Source organism: Vreelandella sp. ssv, from assembly GCF_059448525.1.
In genome coordinates this window covers 747,877-764,235 of sequence record NZ_CM182545.1, presented here as the reverse complement: position 1 = coordinate 764,235, position 16,359 = coordinate 747,877, and the positions used below count along the sequence as shown (strand labels likewise).

The window sequence follows — 16,359 nt, the reverse complement described above, 5'->3', positions numbered from 1 at the left end:
CCTCAATGGTTTAGCGCTATCACCTCGTTGTCTCGCAGTGGCCGCCGATAAGCGGCCACTGCTTCATCGCTAGGTATTGTGGTTAGTGCCCGACCCTTGGGTGTTACCAGAGGGCGTACTCGAGCCCGCTAAACCAGGACTATGACGTTCAGGGCGGTTTTGTTCAGGAGTGTGCTCAGAGCTGGGCTGCGTTGCCCTGGGCGTTTCAGCAAAAGGGGTTGAGGAGTCTTTTAAACCCGTTTCCCTGTTCTTGGTAGAGTCCTGAGAAGCGTCCAGAGAAGCGTTTAGGTTACTGCCCTGGGCTTGCGCCGTCTCGCCCTTATAGGCCTCAACTTTCTCATGAATAGCGTGTTGAGCTTTATCTGCCTGCGCTTGTCCGGTCTCGACGGCCTTATGAAGCACGCGGTCACGATACTCGCCCATGTACTCATCTTCTTTCTTGGTCGCGGGGAAAATTCCCCCTAGGGCAGCGCCAAGTGCAAACCCTAGCGCTCCGACGACCAGCGGATGCTCCTGGATAAAATCGGAGGCCTGGGTCTCTGAACGGCGAGCGCGCTGCCCTAGGTTGTGCAGGCTATCGTGAGTGCCATGCTGAAGGTGGGAGGTGGTGCTGCGCATGTCATCGCCCCACTGATGCACCGTTTGCCTGGCTTTTTCTCCCAGGTGGTGAGCCGAATCTTTCACCTTGTGCGTCATCTCGCTCATGCGGTCTTTGCTTTCGCTTTGGTGCTCTGCGGTAATCCCGTAATCATCATCGACATCAGGGTAATGACGCTCATGCAGGGGAACACCCGGCGCAGCGTGGTGACCGCTATCCGCATATCGGTGCTGACTAAGCTGTCCGTGCGCTTGATCCGGGTGACGCTGCGCCAGCATCAACCAACCCAAGCCCGCCGTGGTGACCAGAAACGGTAACGGATTGTGCTTAATGGTGGCGCCTAAATTCGAGACGAACTCGTTAGCGCCACCATGGCGCAGATACTCGTAGGACGTATTCAGCAGTTGCTGAGGTGAAAAACGTTCTTCGATCTCGTGCAGGGTGGCATCAAGGCGCTCGCGCGATTGATTGATATCCTTTTCAATCTCTTCGGAATTGCGCTGTTTATCATGATCCGTCATTTCAACTCCTCCTTGACGTTGTGCTGATGCTTCTGCGCAAACGTCTTGTCACTTTGCAAACTTTGCATCGTACGACTAGGCATCAGGTTGCGCGCCTGAAGTTTCTTTTGGCCTGCTTTGAGCATAATAATACCGATGATTGTCGCAACGCCGCCGACAAGCAACGCCGACAGCCAAGGTGTGGTGTCGGGCGGAAGCACCTCATTGAGTAGAAACACCAGCGCTGCTAGCAGGGTTAAAAAGCCGCCTAGCAGCACCGCACCGGCAATAGCGATAGCAGTGACGCCTGCCATGGCCTGGTTGGTTTTTTCCGTCACTTCTGTCTTGGCAAGCTCAACCTCGTTGCGCACCAGCGAGCTGATTTCCTGCATCACTGTCGATAACAGTGATGCGACCGAAGAACCTTGTGACGTAGGTTTATTTTCCGGATCCATATTTTGCCTCCCTGCTCGGGTCTTAGAGCGCTTCACTGCCTGGGTTAGAACGGCTGCTCGTGCTTTCCAAGGCATTGTTCATGGTTAAACTACCGGCTTTTTTATTAGCAGCACCGTAAGTATTATCATCACTATGCGAATGATGGCTGGAACTACGCAGAAAACGGGAGACTAAAAAACCTGCAGCAATCACTCCCCCTACAAATAGAGCGGGTTCTCGACGACTAAAACTCTGCGCTTCATGATAAACACTACGTAAGTCTTTATCTCGCAAGTTATTTGAAAACCGCTCAGTCGTATCGGCAAACTTTCTGGCCTGTTTAGAGAAATAAGGCTGCTGCTGGTTATCAAACTCATCCGCCATTTTCTGAAGAACGCTGGTTAACTTGTGGGTCTGTTCCGCTGCGTTATCGCGCTGCTTGTTAAAATAGCTTTCGGCTTGATGATGAGCCGCCTCCCCCACCTCATGCGCGGTCTCCCGCCCTTTCTGCTTCAGGGTGTCGGTTTGGCTCGGCGGCGCTGGCGCGCCAGGGACAGGCTTATTTTCTTGATTGATCATCTGTCACTTCCTCCTTGTCGTCTCACTTGTGTGCTTCCGTGGTGAAACAAATCCCGCATCACTGAAAATCAATTGGTTAAAATAACTCCGTGCGATCATGAGCTTAAACAAGACAATCAATTACACTTAACGATTACTCTTTACCTCCCCTTTAAGACATAAGCTATTTATAGAACATAGCGGCCATTACCTTCTTGTCAACCAATACTCACCCTTGCTTAAAAATCTTATTCGTCACATAACACAGGTTAATAAAAGGAGGCTGATAAAACTTTATCTCTAAAACTAAAGCAAGCCACTTAACATTTAACTGAGATTTATAAACCGCTGAAAAACATATCAACTTACTTGGGATTTGCTTCTTTCTACGTCGTTGGTCTACTTTAAAGGGCAGCGCGCACCCGAGGATCGGATGCGCGCTGCTTGCCATCGGCGCCCATCACGACTGGGCTAACCGATTTCTGTGGCAGCACGCGGTACCAACGAACTGTGCTAACAATGGAGTGACCGCACATGAGTGATCAACAGCAACCTCCCCAGCACCAGGATAAACAGCCTGGCGACGAACATGCGATGCGCCCCGAACCCGAATACATTCGCGACAGCTATCGCGGCGCTGAAAAGCTGCTCGATAAAGTGGCGATTATTACCGGTGGCGATAGCGGTATCGGCCGCTCAGTCGCTGTTCACTATGCCCGCGAAGGCGCGGACAGCGTGATCGTCCATCTGGAAGAAACCCAAGATGCGGAAGAGACCAAGCGGCTGGTGGAAGCCGAGGGGCGCCGCTGTTTAATCTTGAAAGGCGATGTCGCAGCGCCAGCGTTTTGCCGTGAGATCGTTAAGCGTACCCTCGACCACTTCGGCAAAATCAATATTGTGATTAATAACGCGGCTGAACAGTACGATTGGGATGACATTACCGAGATTCCCGACGAGCAACTGATACGCACTTTCCAGACCAATATCTTCAGCCACTTCTATCTCACTAAATCGGCCCTGCCGCATCTCAGCAAGGGCGATACAATTATTGCCACATCATCCATCAATGCCTTTAAGGGCAACGCTACGCTGATTGACTACACCGCTACCAAAGGGGCTATTCAGGGCTTAGTACGCTCGCTGGCCATGTCACTGATGGATCGTGGAATTCGCGTAAACGCGGTGGCGCCGGGGCCGGTATGGACGCCGCTGATTCCCGCGAGTTTTGATGATGAGAAGGTAGCCTCTTTCGGCGATCAGGTGCCGATGAAGCGCGCCGGGCAACCCAGTGAAATGGGGCCGGCCTATGTCTATCTGGCCAGTGAAGAGTCGTCTTACATGAGCGGCCAAACGCTGCACTTGAATGGCGGCGTTATCTTAAATACTTAAGCTATCTAACCGATTACCAGGGCGGCTTATTAGCGCCGCCCTTTGCGCTATTGCGAGCGCACTAGTCACCAGCCAAGCGTTACTGGCTTCGCTTCTCAATCACGCCGAGGGATAGCCGTCGAATAGGTATTGAGATGCGAGAGGTGCTCATCCGCTTGCTGTAAGGCTTCTAGCGTCTTAGGCCGGTCGAATTCCGCCAATAAGCTGCACAACACTTCGGAGACGGCTAATACCGGGGTTAGCGTATGGAAAAAGCTATCGCTTTCCGTGGGGCAAAAAACAGCCTGCTCTGACAGCGCTACCAGCGGCGACACCTCGCTATCAGTAATTGAAACAACGCTCACCCCCTGCTCTTTTGCCAACTGGGCAAGTTCCAGCGTCCCTGTTGCATAAGGTTTGATGGAGATAACGAGCAATACATCCTCAGAGGTGGCGCGAATTAACGCATCTCCGCCAGTTCCTCCAGGCCCATCCAGGTGAACCGAACGCTCGCCGAGTAGGGTCATCACGTAATGGAAGTGCCAGGCAACGGCATGGCAGGAACGTAACCCTAGCACGTATACCTTTCTCGCTGATCTCAGCCTAGTGGCGGTGGCTTCCAGTTGCCGCAGCGAATCAGGCTCGCTGAGTTTAGCAAGCTGGGCACTTAGCCCCTGAAGCATATGCGAAGCGGTATCGCTGACTCCCCTTTCACTGCCTTCCTCTACTCGCTGGCGAACCTTGGCCGCAAAACCATCTCCTCCCTGACGTAACGCCGCCGCATGCTGCGCCCGGAGTTCGTCGTACCCTGCTACCCCCAAGAACTTGGCCAGCCGAGTCATGGTGGCGGGCTGCACGCCCGCTAGGCGCGCCACCTCGCGCATGGACACCAGCGCCACTTCCTCTGGGTGCTCAAGCACGTAGCGAGCGGCCTGTTGCAGCTGCGCAGACATAGCATCGTACTGGGCAATCATCTGCTCTCTTAGCGAATCGCTCGGCTGCATAGTGGTTGGCTCTGTGAAGAATTAAGGGTTGGCTGTGTGAATAAATGATCTATATGTTTCATATTATATTAAAATGATTTATTTGTTGCAAACATCTTTGTGAGTGTGCCAATCTCCTTGTCATGTAAATTTCTCACCGTTTGATAATGAGGGTCAGGGCTATGACGCGTATTCTTCACCGCAGTATCGGCGGGGCCTTGCCTCATGCTGCGTCGGCACAGGGCGTCTATATCACCGATACCAAGGGGCGTCGCTATCTGGATGGGTCGGGAGGCGCTGCAGTCACCAGCGTCGGTCACGGCCACCCGGAAGTGCTGGCCGCCATGCGCGCACAGATCGATAGCCTCTGTTACGCCCACACCTCCTTCTTCACTACCGATGTCGCCGAGGAACTTGCCGAAAAACTGGTGGCTTTAGCGCCCGAAGGGCTGGATTACGTCTACCTGGTGTCGGGTGGGTCGGAGGCCGTTGAAGCGGCACTGAAAATGGCCCGGCAGTACTTTGTAGAGATTAATCAGCCCCGTCGGCGGCACATCATTGCCAGACGCCAAAGCTACCACGGCAATACTATCGGCGCGTTGGCCACCGGTGGCAATGCCATGCGGCGCCAGCAGTTTCAGCCCATTCTGCCAGAAACCCACCATGTATCGGCCTGCTATGCGTATCGCGACAAGGCCACCGATGAGACGCCCGAGGCCTATGCTGCACGGCTTGCCGAGGAGCTTGAGGCGAAGATTCTGGAACTTGGTCCTGAAGACGTCATGGCCTTCGTTGCTGAACCCGTCGTCGGCGCTACTTTAGGGGCGGTCGCCTCTGAGGCGGATTACTTCAAACGCGTTCGGGCTATTTGTGATAAGTACGGGGTACTGCTGATTCTGGACGAAGTGATGTGCGGCATGGGAAGAACCGGCACCGTCTTCGCCTGCGAACAGGATGGGGTAGTCCCGGATATCGTTACGATCGCCAAAGGTTTGGGTGGCGGCTATCAACCTATCGGCGCGGTGATGCTATCGGCCAACATCTATGCCAGTTTCGCCAATGGGTCTGGGCTGTTTCAGCATGGCCATACCTATTTGGGCCATCCCGTGGCCGCCGCGGCCGCTAACAAAGTGGTTGAGATCATTGCACGGCCGGAGACGCTGGCTAACGTAAACACCATGGGCATGAGACTGCAGAGCGGCCTGGAAGCGGCGCTCGGCGCATCGCCCCATGTGGGCGATATTCGCGGCAGGGGCTTGTTTCGCGGTATCGAGATTGTCGAGGATAGGGAAAGCAAAACGCCTTTCGATCCGACTAGAAAGATTTACGCCAAGATCAAGCGGCAGGCCATGGCGCGTGGCCTGATCAGCTACCCAATGGGCGGCACTATTGATGGCATTCACGGCGACCACATATTGCTGGCACCGCCCTATATCATTGCGCCAGACGAAGTAGACCTGATCATTGAGCGTATTGCCGAGGCCATAACCGCCGCCATCGCCGAGTAAGACACAATAAACGACTATCTGAATAATGATCTGACTGGAGCCCTCATGACCCCTTCTCCCTGCCCGCCTATTTCCGACGCCGACTGGCCTGAAGAGATCGCTGATTTACGCGAGGGCTTTGCGGGCGCACTCAACGTTTATCGCACCATGGCCCACCACCCGGCCCTGCTTAGCGCGTGGGCACCCTTGCGCCAACACGTTGTTAAGGAGAATGCATTAGGCCCGGAACTGACCGAAGTGGTGATTTTACGCGCGGGCCTACGCATGGGCTCAGCCTACGAGTGGGCGCACCATGTTAGTCGGGCACTCGCGCTGGGATTCTCCGAACAGCGGATCACTGCAATTCGCGGTAACCCAGAAGGTGTTGACGGTCTGATCGTTAACGCCGTGGATGCGTTATTCGATAAGCGCATGCTGGCCAAGGAGCAGGAAGCGGAGCTTGCCGAGGCGATCGGGCGCACGGCGGTGATCGACCTGATCGCCATGGTGGGTTTCTATTCGGTGCTGGGCTATCTGCTTAAAACCTACGACACGCCAATCGACGACACTATTCAACAAGAAGCGCAACAACAGCCGGAGCTGTTTTCGCTCATGCCGCGTTCAGCCAGCTAAACCAGGGTTGCTAATAAGCGAATTACGTTAACTGCTTGACCAACACCTTCGATTTACGGGCATGGTTATAGGTTTCGCGTTTCAGCGGGGGTAGGTCTTCCAGGCTGGCGGCGCGGAAGCCGTGTTCCACAAACCAGTGTGCGGTGTGGGTCGTCAGCACGAAGATTTCGTTTAAGCCGCGCTGGCGGGCGCGGCGCTCCATGGCTTCCACCAGGCGTTCGCCCCGCTCGCCACCGCGGTAGCTGTCGTGCACCGCCACACAGGCGAGTTCGGCAATACTGGTATCGGTAAACACATGCAGCGCGGCGCAGCCTATCACCATGCCGTCTCGCTCGATCACCATGTAATCATCGATTTCGTGTTCCAGACGCTCCCTTGAGCGTGCGACCAGCATGCCCCGCCGCTCTAGCGGCTCCAGCAGTTCCAGCAGGCCCGCCACATCGTTCAGCGTCGCCGGACGCAGCTGCTCGTAGCGGTGCTGGGTAATCATGGTGCCCACGCCGTCGCGGGTGAACAGTTCACCCAGTAAGGCGTCATGGTTGTGCCAGGAAAGTAGGTGCGTGCGTGCCACGCCTTCCCGTGCCGCGGTGCAGGCGGCCTGCAAGTGACGGGCTAACTCACTGCCCGGTGCAGCATGCGTTAAACGCGGCTCGGCTTCCGCTGGCGAGAGTTGACGCAGCAGTGCACCGTGCTCATCCTCCAGCCCTTCGGACTCACCGAGTAGAATCAGTTTGTCGGCTTTCAGCGCCACGGCGGCGTGCTGGGCGACTTCCGAGGCGTCCAGATCGAACACTTCACCGGTACTGGAGAAGCCCAGCGGCGGGAGCAACACCAGCGAGCCTTTTTCCAGCAATCCCTGAATCGCGCTGGCCCGCACCCGGCGTACTTCGCCGCTGTGGTCGAAATCGACACCTTCACGCACGCCAAGCGGCTTGGCGGTCACCAGGTTGCCAGAGATGACGCTCAGTTCTACACCGTGCAGCGGCGTGCTGGGCAGGCCTAGCGAAAGCCGCGCTTCCAGCCATAGCCGCTGGTGGGCGGCGACCTGTTCTACATGGGCCATGACGGCACGATCCGCTACCCAGCGGCCGTCGATTCGCGTGGGCTCAACGCCCGCAGCGGTTAGCGATTCGTGTACCTGGGGGCGAATACCAAACACCACGACCAGCCGCACGCCTAGCGTATGCAGCAGCGCCAAATCTTGAATCAGCTGCTCCCCTCGGCCAGATGCCATCGCTTCGCCCTCAATTAAGATGACAAAGGTTCGCCCCCGGTGAGCATTAATGTAGGGGGAGGCGTTACGAAACCAATCAACAAAGGGGAAGCGCGTATCCAAGGGCCGCTCTCCGGCAGCAGGTGAAAGAAACATCAGACGTTTACCACGTCCAATGGGGTACTTTACCAGAGCACAAAAAACAGCGGCACCTTCAAATGCAAATCTGCTGTATCTAATGCAGATAAACATGAAGATGCCGCTGTGATTTTATCGCTCAGGTCGTTCTGGTTCTTAATGCGTTCGAGCGTTGGCGTACTGCTTGGTTGCTAGCTATTTATTAGCCGAACATGCCTTTGAACATAAAGAAGAACAAAATCGCAAGACCCGCACCGGCAGGCAATGTGATCAGCCAAGACGCCGCAATCGTACCGATAACCCGCAGGTTGAGGGCGGCCATCCCGCGCGCGAGACCGACGCCTAAAATCGCCCCTACCAGCGTGTGGGTCGTGGAAATCGGCAGACCGGTGCCTGAAGCCAGCACGACCGTAGTGGCCGCCGCCAGGGTCGCGGCGAAACCGCGGCTCGGCGTGAGCTCGGTAATGCCCGTACCAACTGTGGCGATAACTTTATGGCCATAGGTAACAAGGCCTACCACGATGCCACCGCCGCCAAGTACCAGCACCCACCAGGGCACCAGCGCAGAGCTGCCAATTTCACCGCCGGTTTGGACCACGCTGATGACTGCGGCCAGCGGGCCAACCGCATTGGCCACATCGTTTGAACCGTGGGCAAAAGCCATGGCACAGGCGGTGAAAATCATCAGCACGCCAAACACGCGCTCTACGTTGGCATAGCCGAAGTGATCATTTGTGTTGTGCTCGAACTTGATACGCCGCTGCATCACCAAACCAATGCCCATAATCACCAGCCCCAGCAAAATCGATAGCAGCAGGCTCTTATTAAAGGACAGGTCCAGCCCCACATGGGACAACCCTTTGGTCAGCGTGACCATCGAAACGATGAAACCTACCAGAAACACATAGCCCGGCACGTAGCGTTTAGCGGCCGTAAACGGATTGGCATCTTCAAAAATCAGATGATGCACCGATTTAAACAGCACGAAGCCGATCGTACCCGCCAGTAAAGGAGAAACGACCCAACTGGCGGCAATCGTGCCCACCGCACCCCAGTCGACCGTTGCCGGGCCTAACCCCGCGACCGCGAAGCCGACAATCGCGCCGACAATCGAGTGGGTAGTAGAAACGGGCCAGCCTTTCATGGACGCTACCAGCAGCCATGTACCAGCCGCCAGGAGGGCTGCCAGCATGCCGTATACCAGCAGTTGCGGGTCATCCCGCAGAAGCTCGGGGTCGATAATACCTTTACGGATCGTATTGGTAACTTCGCCGCCAGCCAACCAGGCACCGAGGAATTCAAAAACAACGGCAATAAGAATGGCTTGTTTGATGGTGATCGCTTTCGATCCCACCGAGGTTCCCATCGCATTGGCTACGTCATTCGCACCAACGCCCCATGCCATGAAGAAGCCGAACAAACAGGCCAGAATAATGAAGATTTCACCGTACTGGGCAATAATCAGCATGAAGGTCCCCTTAGCGGGCAGTCAGGATCTGCAGACGGCTACCCACACGCTCAGCGCGATCAGATAGTTCGCCAACCCATTCAATGATCTTGTAGAGAAAGATCACGTCTACCGGCGGTAGCTGGCTTTCAAGCGCGAACAGCTGGCGGCGGATCGTCACCTGTTGGTCGTCGGCTTGATGCTCGAGGGTGTGCAGTTCACGGATCATGTTCTGCATCACATCAGAGACGTTTTTTCCAAAGCCGGACTCGAGCAGATCCTTGAGCTCTTCCAGTGCCTGGCGCGCCTGGGCAACGCAGGCAACGCTGGTACGGATGTAGTCACGCATCGGGTCGGCCAGTTCGTCAGGCACACGCATTTTACGGCCCAGCATAATGCCGGTAATGTCGCGCGTTTTATTGGCGATTTTGTCCTGCACGCTGATGAGGTCGAGCAGATCAGAACGCGACACCGGTAGAAACATGGTGTTGGGCAGGTTCAACCGCAACTCTGTTTTCAGCGTATCGGCGTCATGCTCTAAGCGGGTGACGTTTTCGCGCAGTTCAGCCGCCTTGTCCCAGTCATCAGCAAGCGTTGCTTCAAAAAATGGCAACAGTTGATCGGCACAGTCATTCGCCTTGACGATATGGGCCAATAACGGCTGGAATGGCGAGCGGCCAAACATCGAAGAAAAAGGATTGGAGGTAACCATAATGCCTTTTAGCCTGTTTTCGGGAAGCCTGGAAATGGCGGCGCCAGTATAAAGAGTGCGCCCGCCGCCGTCATGAAAAGTTCACAAATGTAATCAAATATTCATTTAAATGTCACGATAACGAGGTGGCGAGTGTCATGAAAAACCTAACCCCCATGGAAGTGGAATTGAAGCTTGCCCTTGCACCAGAAGGGCCTACCGCCCTTATTAAGCACCCGCACCTCGCTTCAACACCAGCGCTTCAGCAGACATTAACCAACACTTATTTTGATACCCCAAATGGGGAGCTAGCCAAGGCGCGCATTGCGGTTCGCCTGCGCAAAGTGGACGGCAAAGTGCTGCAAACGGTGAAAACCGCAGGCCAGGGGGGCGGTGGGCTCTCACAACGTGAGGAGTGGGAGTGGCAAGTGGCTGGCCCCGACCTGGATCTGGTCTCCCTTGCCGAGCTTCCTCCGTTTCAGGGAGAGCTGGGCAGTATCCTTGACTCCCTGGCCCCTCAGCTCAGCACCGATTTTTCGCGGCGCAGTTGGCAACTGATCGACACTTCAACGGGTCAGGAGAGTCATATCGAGCTGGTACTGGATGAGGGCGAGATTATCAGCGGCGGTTACCATACGTCGATTCGCGAGGTGGAGCTGGAATTAAAGCGCGGCGACCCGGAAACGCTGTGGGCGTTGGCAATGGTCCTGGCCGAGCAGGTGCCCCTGCGTCCTTCGGATAGTAGCAAAGCCGCCCGCGGCAATGCGCTAAGCCAACAGCGCTGGCACCTACCTGAAGCGCACTCCCTTGCTGAGTGGCTACACCGCGCCACCCTAGCGCTGGATGCCTACCACGATAGCCAACAAGCAGATTTTTTAACCGATGCCCAACAGGCGCTGGCTACCCTTGCCGCCCACCCCGCGCTGGATGCTACCGCACGCGGTTTTGCCCAAGCGCTACCTGGCGCACTCGACAACCACGGCCAGCCCAATAGCGCTTACGGTAAAGCTGCGTTGGCACTGGCCCATCGCTTGGCGTACCAAACCGCGCTACGCTAGCGGCCTAACGCTATTTCAGGACTGTATTGAGGCCTACTTCAGGATGATGCAATGAATTTAAATTTAACACCTGGCGCGGAAGGCCTACGCACCCGCCTGTTTCACATTATTTTTGAGTCTGACACACCGGGCGCAAAAGCCTTTGATATCGCCTTAATCGTGGCGATTCTGTTAAGCGTTGCGGTCATCCTGCTGGACAGTATTGAGGTTTATGCCGAGCGCTACGGGCATATATTTTTATATGTTGAATGGATGTTTACGCTGCTGTTCAGTATTGAGTTGATCGTGCGCATCTACTGCCTGGAGCGCCCGCTGCTCTATTTAAAGAGCTTTTATGGGATCGTCGACTTAATCGCCGTGTTGCCTACCTGGCTGGTATTACTCGTACCGGGTGCCCACGGGCTAGTCATTGTTCGCTTGCTGCGGGTGCTGCGGATTTTCCGAATTTTACGGATGATGGAGTTTGTCGGCGAAGCCAGCCTGCTTATAGATGCCCTCAAACGCAGCATGCGTCAAATACTGCTGTTTTTTTCGGCTATTTTTATGGTGGTCACGCTGTTCGCGGCGTTGATGTACACCATTGAATCCCCAGAAGCCGGGTTTACCAGCATCCCGATGTCGATGTACTGGGCCATCGTGAGCATGACGACGGTCGGGTACGGCGACATCGTGCCCGCCACCGCGCTGGGCAAAGCCATCACCATGATTCTGATGCTGCTCGGCTACTCGATTATCGCCGTGCCCACCGGGGTTTTCTCCGCTCAGGTGATCCGCTCGATTCGTGAGGACCGTCACTCTGAGGAAGCCTGCCCCGGCTGCGGGCACGACCGCCATGAAAAGCGCGCCCGCTACTGCTTGCGCTGCGGGACCTGGCTCGATGAAGACAGCGAAGACCCGCGCAAGAAGGATGAGAAAGACGAGAAAGAAGCCCCCTCTTCTGACTAGCTCACGTCTACATTTAAGCCTGGAAGGGCGTGATATCCCCGCGCCCTTCACGGATGATAACGGGGGGCAGTTCGCGCAGGTCGATAACGCTAGTGGGGTCTAAATGGCAGGCGCCACCGTCGATGATGGCATCCAGATGCGCGCCAAAACGCTCGCGTATCTCTTCCGGGTCATTCATGGGCTGGTCATCGCCCACGGGAATCAGCGTGACGCTCATCAACGGTTCACCCAATGCGGCCAATAAGGCGTGGGTGATGCGGTGGTCCGGCACGCGCACGCCAATGGAGCGACGCTTAGGGTGCAGCAGCAGACGCGGCACCTCAGACGTGGCATCCAGAATGAAGGTGTAAGGCCCTGGGGTGTGGGCTTTCAGTAGCCGAAACACACCGTTATCCACTTTGGCGTAGGTGCCGATCTCTGATAAATCGGAGCATACCAAGGTGAAATTGTGTTTATCATCCAACGAACGCAACCATTTGATCTTCTCAATGGCCTTCTTCTCGCCCAAATGGCAGCCCAGTGCGTAGCCTGAATCGGTGGGGTAAGCGACCACACCTCCTTTGCGAATAATCGCAATCGCTTGATCGATCAGCCGCTTTTGTGGATTTTCTGGATGAATCTGAAAGTACTGGCTCATTGAGTTACTCCTGATCGTAAGCTTTATTCATACTGCCTTCATATAACATAGTCTCAGCGTTCACCGAATCACCCCGCCGAAAGTATCCCAGCAGGCGCATCGCGTAGATGTGCCAAGCGCGGATGCTGCCATATGGGCGGTGCCGCCGTGCGCGGCACCAAACTCATGCTGCCGGGGGCCGCGTGGCTCCCTGGGAAATGGAAGTCGCTGCCCATGGAGGCGTACAGTTCGCGCTCGACCAGCTGGCGCGCCAGGTCACGGGTGCTGTCCGGGTTCTGCTGACCGCTGACTAGCTCAACCGCTTGCCCGCCCGCCGCTTGGAAAGTATCCATTAATAGACCGCGCTTGCGGCGGGTTAAGCCGTGGCGCAGCGGGTGAGCAATCACCGCCACACCGCCCGATGCGACAATCCAGCCCACTGCTTCGCTGATTTCCGGCCAGTGGGCTTTCACATCGCCTTTCTTGCCGCTACCCAAATAGCGCTTGAAGGCGCTGGCCCAGTCGGGTACCACGCCTTCTGCTACCAGCGCACGGGCGAAATCCGGGCGGCCAAGGGGTCGGTCACTGCCGGCCTGAAGGCGGGCTTTTTCCAGCGCATCGCTTAACCCGATTTTTTCCAGCCGCTCGGCAATCACCGCTGCGCGTTGAATTCGTGCCTCACGCTGCTGAATCAGGCCTTCCAACATTGGCCCGCGCAAGCCGCCGGGCATCAGCGCGACCACATGGATATTCACGCCCTGCCAGCGTGTGGATAACTCACAGCCGGGGATAAGGCAAAGTCCGGCCTGCGCTGCGGCTTGGCCCGCTTCTTCAATGCCGTCCATGGTATCGTGGTCGGTGAGCGACATATGCGTCAGCCCGCGCTCGGCGCACAGCGTTACCAGCTCTGAGGGCGCTAACGCACCGTCGGAAGCGGTTGAGTGCATATGCAAATCAACTGGGTAGCGCTGATCGGCATCAAAGGTATAAGGAAGTCGAGACATAAGCATGACGCCGTGTGGCCAGTTTGTCAGAATGCGCTTTTCAGCTGTGAATGTACCGTTAGCAATGGGTAAGATATGGTGCGCGCTTATGCCAGTGCGGTCAATTAACGCCTACCTTGCATCCCCTTTTTATCAAGGAGTTATCCCCAAATGCTGTATGCCATTATCAGTGAAGATGTACCCAATAGTTTAGAGCGTCGTTTAGCAGCTCGTCCCGACCATCTGGCCCGTTTAGAAGCCCTGCTTGATGAGGGCCGCGTGGTATTGGCTGGTCCCCACCCGGCCATCGACGCTGAAAACCCCGGCGATGCGGGCTTCTCAGGTAGCTTAGTGGTGGCCGAATTTGACAGTTTAGAAGACGCTAAGGCGTGGGCCGACGCCGACCCATACATGATTGCAGGGGTCTATGCCAAGGTAATTGTTAAGCCGTTCAAAAAAGTTTTGCCTTGACCCCAATAGGCGAGTGTGGAGGGTCCGTCGGCTTTTTCACAGAGCCTGTGGAAAACTCTGTGCAAACCCGGCGGACGCTTTGCGCTAAGCCAGAGATAGCGCCAGCGTCGACAAATTGATCATTTTTTAATCACCTGTTCATCAATACGGATACCTGCGTGACCCATCGTCCAAACGCCTTGCCTTCGCTTGCGGCATTAACCACGCCAATTCTTACCTGGAATGAGGGAGCGCCCCATTCGGAAGCGTTTGATGACATCTATTTCACTCGGGGTGATGGGCGCGCTGAAACCGAGCACGTCTTTCTCGGTGCGAACCACCTTCCTAAGCGTTTTGCTAACTGGAATAGCGAGCGGCCTTTTGTGATTGGCGAAACCGGCTTTGGGACCGGGCTGAATATGCTCTGCGCCTGGGCCTGTTTTGAGCAACATGCACCCGCCAAGGCACGCCTGCATCTGTTATCCACAGAGAAATTTCCCTTTGAGCGGGGTGCGCTTGAGCAAGCCCTAGCGAGTTGGCCTTCGTTGGCCGCTTATGCACAGGTGCTGTGTGACCAATGGCCTCCCGCCGTGAGCGGTATTCATCGCCTTCACCTGACCGATCGCGTCACACTTGATCTGCATTTCGGCGATACCACCGAGCGTCTGGAGCAGTTGGATGGCCAGGTCGATGCCTGGTTTTTAGACGGTTTTGCGCCTTCCAAAAACCCGGATATGTGGCAACCCGAGCTATTTAGTGCCATGGCCGCCCGCTCGCGCCCCGGCGCAACGTTCGCCACCTTTACCTGTGCTGGCATCGTTAAGCGCGGCTTGAAAGCCGCGGGCTTTAACTGGAAAAAAGTGCCAGGCTATGGCCGTAAGCGGGAAATGCTCGCGGGCAGCATCGAAGCACCACCCATCGATCAGCGACGTCAGTCAACGCCCTGGTTTACTCCACCGCCGGTGGCGGCGGTAAAGCACGTTGAGATGCACGTAGCAATCGTCGGCGCAGGTCTTGCGGGAAGTAGCGTGGCGGCGGCGCTGGCTAAACGTGGCATTAAGGTAACGGTGATTGAGCGCGAAGCCCCCGGCGCTGGCGGCTCGGGCAATCGCCAGGGCGCGCTATACGTAAAGTTGGCCGCCGAAACCAACCATCAAAGCCGTGTTTATATCGCTGGGCTGCTGTACAGCCAGCGCTGGCTTGCACAACAGCTATCTGCGCAGCAGATACTGTCCACACAGGTACCGCCCTCACAGACATTATCCACACCCCCTTTATGGCAACCCTGCGGTGTTGTGCAGCTGGCGAGTAGTGATAAAGAAGCCCGTCGCCAACAGCGCTTTATTGAGCTGCACCCGCTGCCCAGCGATGTGGTCACCGCCATGGAGAACCCGGCGTTATCGCAAACGGCGGCTATTAGTATCAGCGCACCCCACGGTCTGTTTTATCCACAGGCGGGTTGGGTTCGGCCTAAGGCGCTATGTGAGCATCTGCTCAGTCAACCAGGGGTGACCTTTCAACAGGGTGACGTTAGCTCCCTGACCCAGCGAGAGAGTGGTTGGCAGCTCAACTTGGCCGATGGCAGCTCATTGGAGGCGGATCAAGTGGTGATTGCCAGTGCGCATTTGGCCAATCGTTTTGCGCAAACGGCTGAGCTGCCGCTGCAGTCGGTGCGCGGCCAGATAAGCGAGATCACACTACCTGAAGAGATCGCAGGCCCTGCCCGCGTGGTATGCGCCGGTGGTTATGTAGCGCCTGCGCTGGATGGCGTGCTGACGTTTGGCGCCAGCTTCGTACCCAACAATGCGACAAACCATGTGACGGATGACGATCATCAACGCAATATCGATGAACTGCGTCAGACGCTCCCCGCGTTGGTAGCGGAATTGGAACAGGCAGGTATTGCGTTGAGCCCAGAGAAACTTCAGGGCCGTGCTGCGGTGCGTGCGGCAAGCCCCGACAAGACGCCTTACGCAGGGCCAGTGCCGGTAGCAGAGGCGTGGCGGGCAGACTATTCACTTCTAAGTAAGGATGCCACCCGCGTGAACAACACACCCGGCGAGCACTATACGGGGTTGTGGATATCCGCAGCTCACGGCTCACGCGGCTTGGCGAGCGCCCCACTATGTGCCGAGGTGATCGCCTCACGCATATGCGATGAGCCGATGCCGCTAGAAGCGCCGCTGGCCGATCACCTGCATCCAGGGCGGCGGATAATCAGCGCGCTTATTCGCGATGAGAACGCTTAGGAGGCGC

The 16,359-nt window shown here is 56.2% G+C and carries 16 protein-coding genes; 7 read left to right on the top strand and 9 right to left on the bottom strand.

What is annotated here, in order from left to right; genetic code table 11:
* Positions 1–69: 69 nt before the first annotated feature.
* From AC5TBW_RS03595 to AC5TBW_RS03585, 3 genes are read right to left on the bottom strand one after another with little or no spacing between them, the layout of a single operon-like run.
* The gene (locus AC5TBW_RS03595) at positions 70–1,119 is read right to left on the bottom strand and encodes a DUF3618 domain-containing protein (protein ID WP_495510755.1); all 1,050 of its coding nucleotides are present in this window, start codon (positions 1,117–1,119) and stop codon (positions 70–72) included.
* The gene (locus AC5TBW_RS03590) at positions 1,116–1,553 is read right to left on the bottom strand and encodes a phage holin family protein (RefSeq protein WP_495510754.1); all 438 of its coding nucleotides are present in this window, start codon (positions 1,551–1,553) and stop codon (positions 1,116–1,118) included. Before AC5TBW_RS03590 ends, AC5TBW_RS03595 begins: the two co-directional genes overlap by 4 nt.
* 22 nt (positions 1,554–1,575) lie before the next feature.
* The gene (locus tag AC5TBW_RS03585) at positions 1,576–2,112 is read right to left on the bottom strand and encodes a hypothetical protein (RefSeq protein WP_495510753.1); all 537 of its coding nucleotides are present in this window, start codon (positions 2,110–2,112) and stop codon (positions 1,576–1,578) included.
* A gap of 513 nt (positions 2,113–2,625) precedes the next feature.
* On the opposite strand from AC5TBW_RS03585, the gene AC5TBW_RS03580 reads away from it, so the two are divergent.
* Complete coding sequence (locus AC5TBW_RS03580; RefSeq protein WP_495510752.1) at positions 2,626–3,480, top strand: SDR family oxidoreductase; 855 nt, start codon at positions 2,626–2,628, stop codon at positions 3,478–3,480.
* A gap of 95 nt (positions 3,481–3,575) precedes the next feature.
* Here the strand turns inward: AC5TBW_RS03580 and AC5TBW_RS03575 are convergent, their stop codons facing one another.
* A complete protein-coding gene (locus AC5TBW_RS03575; RefSeq protein ID WP_495510751.1) occupies positions 3,576–4,463 on the bottom strand; it encodes a MurR/RpiR family transcriptional regulator in 888 nt (295 codons plus the stop codon).
* 161 nt (positions 4,464–4,624) lie between these two features.
* Between AC5TBW_RS03575 and AC5TBW_RS03570 the strand changes: the two genes are divergently transcribed.
* Entirely contained in the window at positions 4,625–5,950 is a 1,326-nt protein-coding gene (locus AC5TBW_RS03570; protein WP_495510750.1) for an aspartate aminotransferase family protein, read from the top strand.
* 45 nt (positions 5,951–5,995) lie between these two features.
* A complete protein-coding gene (locus AC5TBW_RS03565) occupies positions 5,996–6,562 on the top strand; it encodes a carboxymuconolactone decarboxylase family protein (protein ID WP_495510749.1) in 567 nt (188 codons plus the stop codon).
* A 22-nt stretch (positions 6,563–6,584) separates the two neighbouring features.
* Here the strand turns inward: AC5TBW_RS03565 and argA are convergent, their stop codons facing one another.
* The 3 genes from argA to AC5TBW_RS03550 form a co-directional block, all read right to left on the bottom strand.
* The gene (gene argA / locus AC5TBW_RS03560) at positions 6,585–7,898 is read right to left on the bottom strand and encodes an amino-acid N-acetyltransferase (RefSeq protein WP_495511907.1); all 1,314 of its coding nucleotides are present in this window, start codon (positions 7,896–7,898) and stop codon (positions 6,585–6,587) included.
* A gap of 217 nt (positions 7,899–8,115) precedes the next feature.
* On the bottom strand, positions 8,116–9,381 hold the full coding sequence (locus tag AC5TBW_RS03555) for an inorganic phosphate transporter (protein ID WP_495510748.1): 1,266 nt from the start codon (positions 9,379–9,381) through the stop codon (positions 8,116–8,118).
* 10 nt (positions 9,382–9,391) lie between these two features.
* Positions 9,392–10,072: a TIGR00153 family protein gene (locus AC5TBW_RS03550; RefSeq protein ID WP_495510747.1), complete on the bottom strand. Its 681-nt coding sequence runs from the start codon at positions 10,070–10,072 to the stop codon at positions 9,392–9,394.
* A 137-nt stretch (positions 10,073–10,209) separates the two neighbouring features.
* On the opposite strand from AC5TBW_RS03550, the gene AC5TBW_RS03545 reads away from it, so the two are divergent.
* Positions 10,210–11,109, top strand: a complete 900-nt coding sequence (locus tag AC5TBW_RS03545; RefSeq protein WP_495510746.1) for a CYTH domain-containing protein — start codon at positions 10,210–10,212, stop codon at positions 11,107–11,109.
* Between the two features lie 51 nt (positions 11,110–11,160).
* Positions 11,161–12,054: an ion transporter gene (locus tag AC5TBW_RS03540; RefSeq protein ID WP_495510745.1), complete on the top strand. Its 894-nt coding sequence runs from the start codon at positions 11,161–11,163 to the stop codon at positions 12,052–12,054.
* A 13-nt stretch (positions 12,055–12,067) separates the two neighbouring features.
* Here the strand turns inward: AC5TBW_RS03540 and AC5TBW_RS03535 are convergent, their stop codons facing one another.
* Both AC5TBW_RS03535 and AC5TBW_RS03530 read right to left on the bottom strand, forming a co-directional pair.
* A complete protein-coding gene (locus AC5TBW_RS03535) occupies positions 12,068–12,691 on the bottom strand; it encodes an L-threonylcarbamoyladenylate synthase (RefSeq protein ID WP_495510744.1) in 624 nt (207 codons plus the stop codon).
* A gap of 68 nt (positions 12,692–12,759) precedes the next feature.
* Positions 12,760–13,674, bottom strand: a complete 915-nt coding sequence (locus AC5TBW_RS03530) for a PHP domain-containing protein (RefSeq protein ID WP_495510743.1) — start codon at positions 13,672–13,674, stop codon at positions 12,760–12,762.
* A 150-nt stretch (positions 13,675–13,824) separates the two neighbouring features.
* Here AC5TBW_RS03530 and AC5TBW_RS03525 point away from each other — a divergent pair, with 150 nt between their 5' ends.
* Together AC5TBW_RS03525 and mnmC are read left to right on the top strand one after the other, a co-directional pair.
* Entirely contained in the window at positions 13,825–14,124 is a 300-nt protein-coding gene (locus AC5TBW_RS03525) for a YciI family protein (protein ID WP_495510742.1), read from the top strand.
* 158 nt (positions 14,125–14,282) lie between these two features.
* Positions 14,283–16,352: a bifunctional tRNA (5-methylaminomethyl-2-thiouridine)(34)-methyltransferase MnmC2/FAD-dependent 5-carboxymethylaminomethyl-2-thiouridine(34) oxidoreductase MnmC1 gene (mnmC, locus tag AC5TBW_RS03520; RefSeq protein ID WP_495510741.1), complete on the top strand. Its 2,070-nt coding sequence runs from the start codon at positions 14,283–14,285 to the stop codon at positions 16,350–16,352.
* The last annotated feature ends 7 nt before the right edge of the window (positions 16,353–16,359 follow it).

Bases quoted from the DNA above. Each gene is read 5' to 3' on its own strand.
- AC5TBW_RS03595 (WP_495510755.1), bottom strand. From the start codon at position 1,119: ATGACGGATCATGATAAACAGCGCAATTCCGAAGAGATTGAAAAGGAT.
- AC5TBW_RS03590 (WP_495510754.1), bottom strand. From the start codon at position 1,553: ATGGATCCGGAAAATAAACCTACGTCACAAGGTTCTTCGGTCGCATCA.
- AC5TBW_RS03585 (WP_495510753.1), bottom strand. From the start codon at position 2,112: ATGATCAATCAAGAAAATAAGCCTGTCCCTGGCGCGCCAGCGCCGCCG.
- AC5TBW_RS03580 (WP_495510752.1), top strand. From the start codon at position 2,626: ATGAGTGATCAACAGCAACCTCCCCAGCACCAGGATAAACAGCCTGGC.
- AC5TBW_RS03575 (WP_495510751.1), bottom strand. From the start codon at position 4,463: ATGCAGCCGAGCGATTCGCTAAGAGAGCAGATGATTGCCCAGTACGAT.
- AC5TBW_RS03570 (WP_495510750.1), top strand. From the start codon at position 4,625: ATGACGCGTATTCTTCACCGCAGTATCGGCGGGGCCTTGCCTCATGCT.
- AC5TBW_RS03565 (WP_495510749.1), top strand. From the start codon at position 5,996: ATGACCCCTTCTCCCTGCCCGCCTATTTCCGACGCCGACTGGCCTGAA.
- AC5TBW_RS03555 (WP_495510748.1), bottom strand. From the start codon at position 9,381: ATGCTGATTATTGCCCAGTACGGTGAAATCTTCATTATTCTGGCCTGT.
- AC5TBW_RS03550 (WP_495510747.1), bottom strand. From the start codon at position 10,072: ATGGTTACCTCCAATCCTTTTTCTTCGATGTTTGGCCGCTCGCCATTC.
- AC5TBW_RS03545 (WP_495510746.1), top strand. From the start codon at position 10,210: ATGAAAAACCTAACCCCCATGGAAGTGGAATTGAAGCTTGCCCTTGCA.
- AC5TBW_RS03540 (WP_495510745.1), top strand. From the start codon at position 11,161: ATGAATTTAAATTTAACACCTGGCGCGGAAGGCCTACGCACCCGCCTG.
- AC5TBW_RS03535 (WP_495510744.1), bottom strand. From the start codon at position 12,691: ATGAGCCAGTACTTTCAGATTCATCCAGAAAATCCACAAAAGCGGCTG.
- AC5TBW_RS03530 (WP_495510743.1), bottom strand. From the start codon at position 13,674: ATGTCTCGACTTCCTTATACCTTTGATGCCGATCAGCGCTACCCAGTT.
- AC5TBW_RS03525 (WP_495510742.1), top strand. From the start codon at position 13,825: ATGCTGTATGCCATTATCAGTGAAGATGTACCCAATAGTTTAGAGCGT.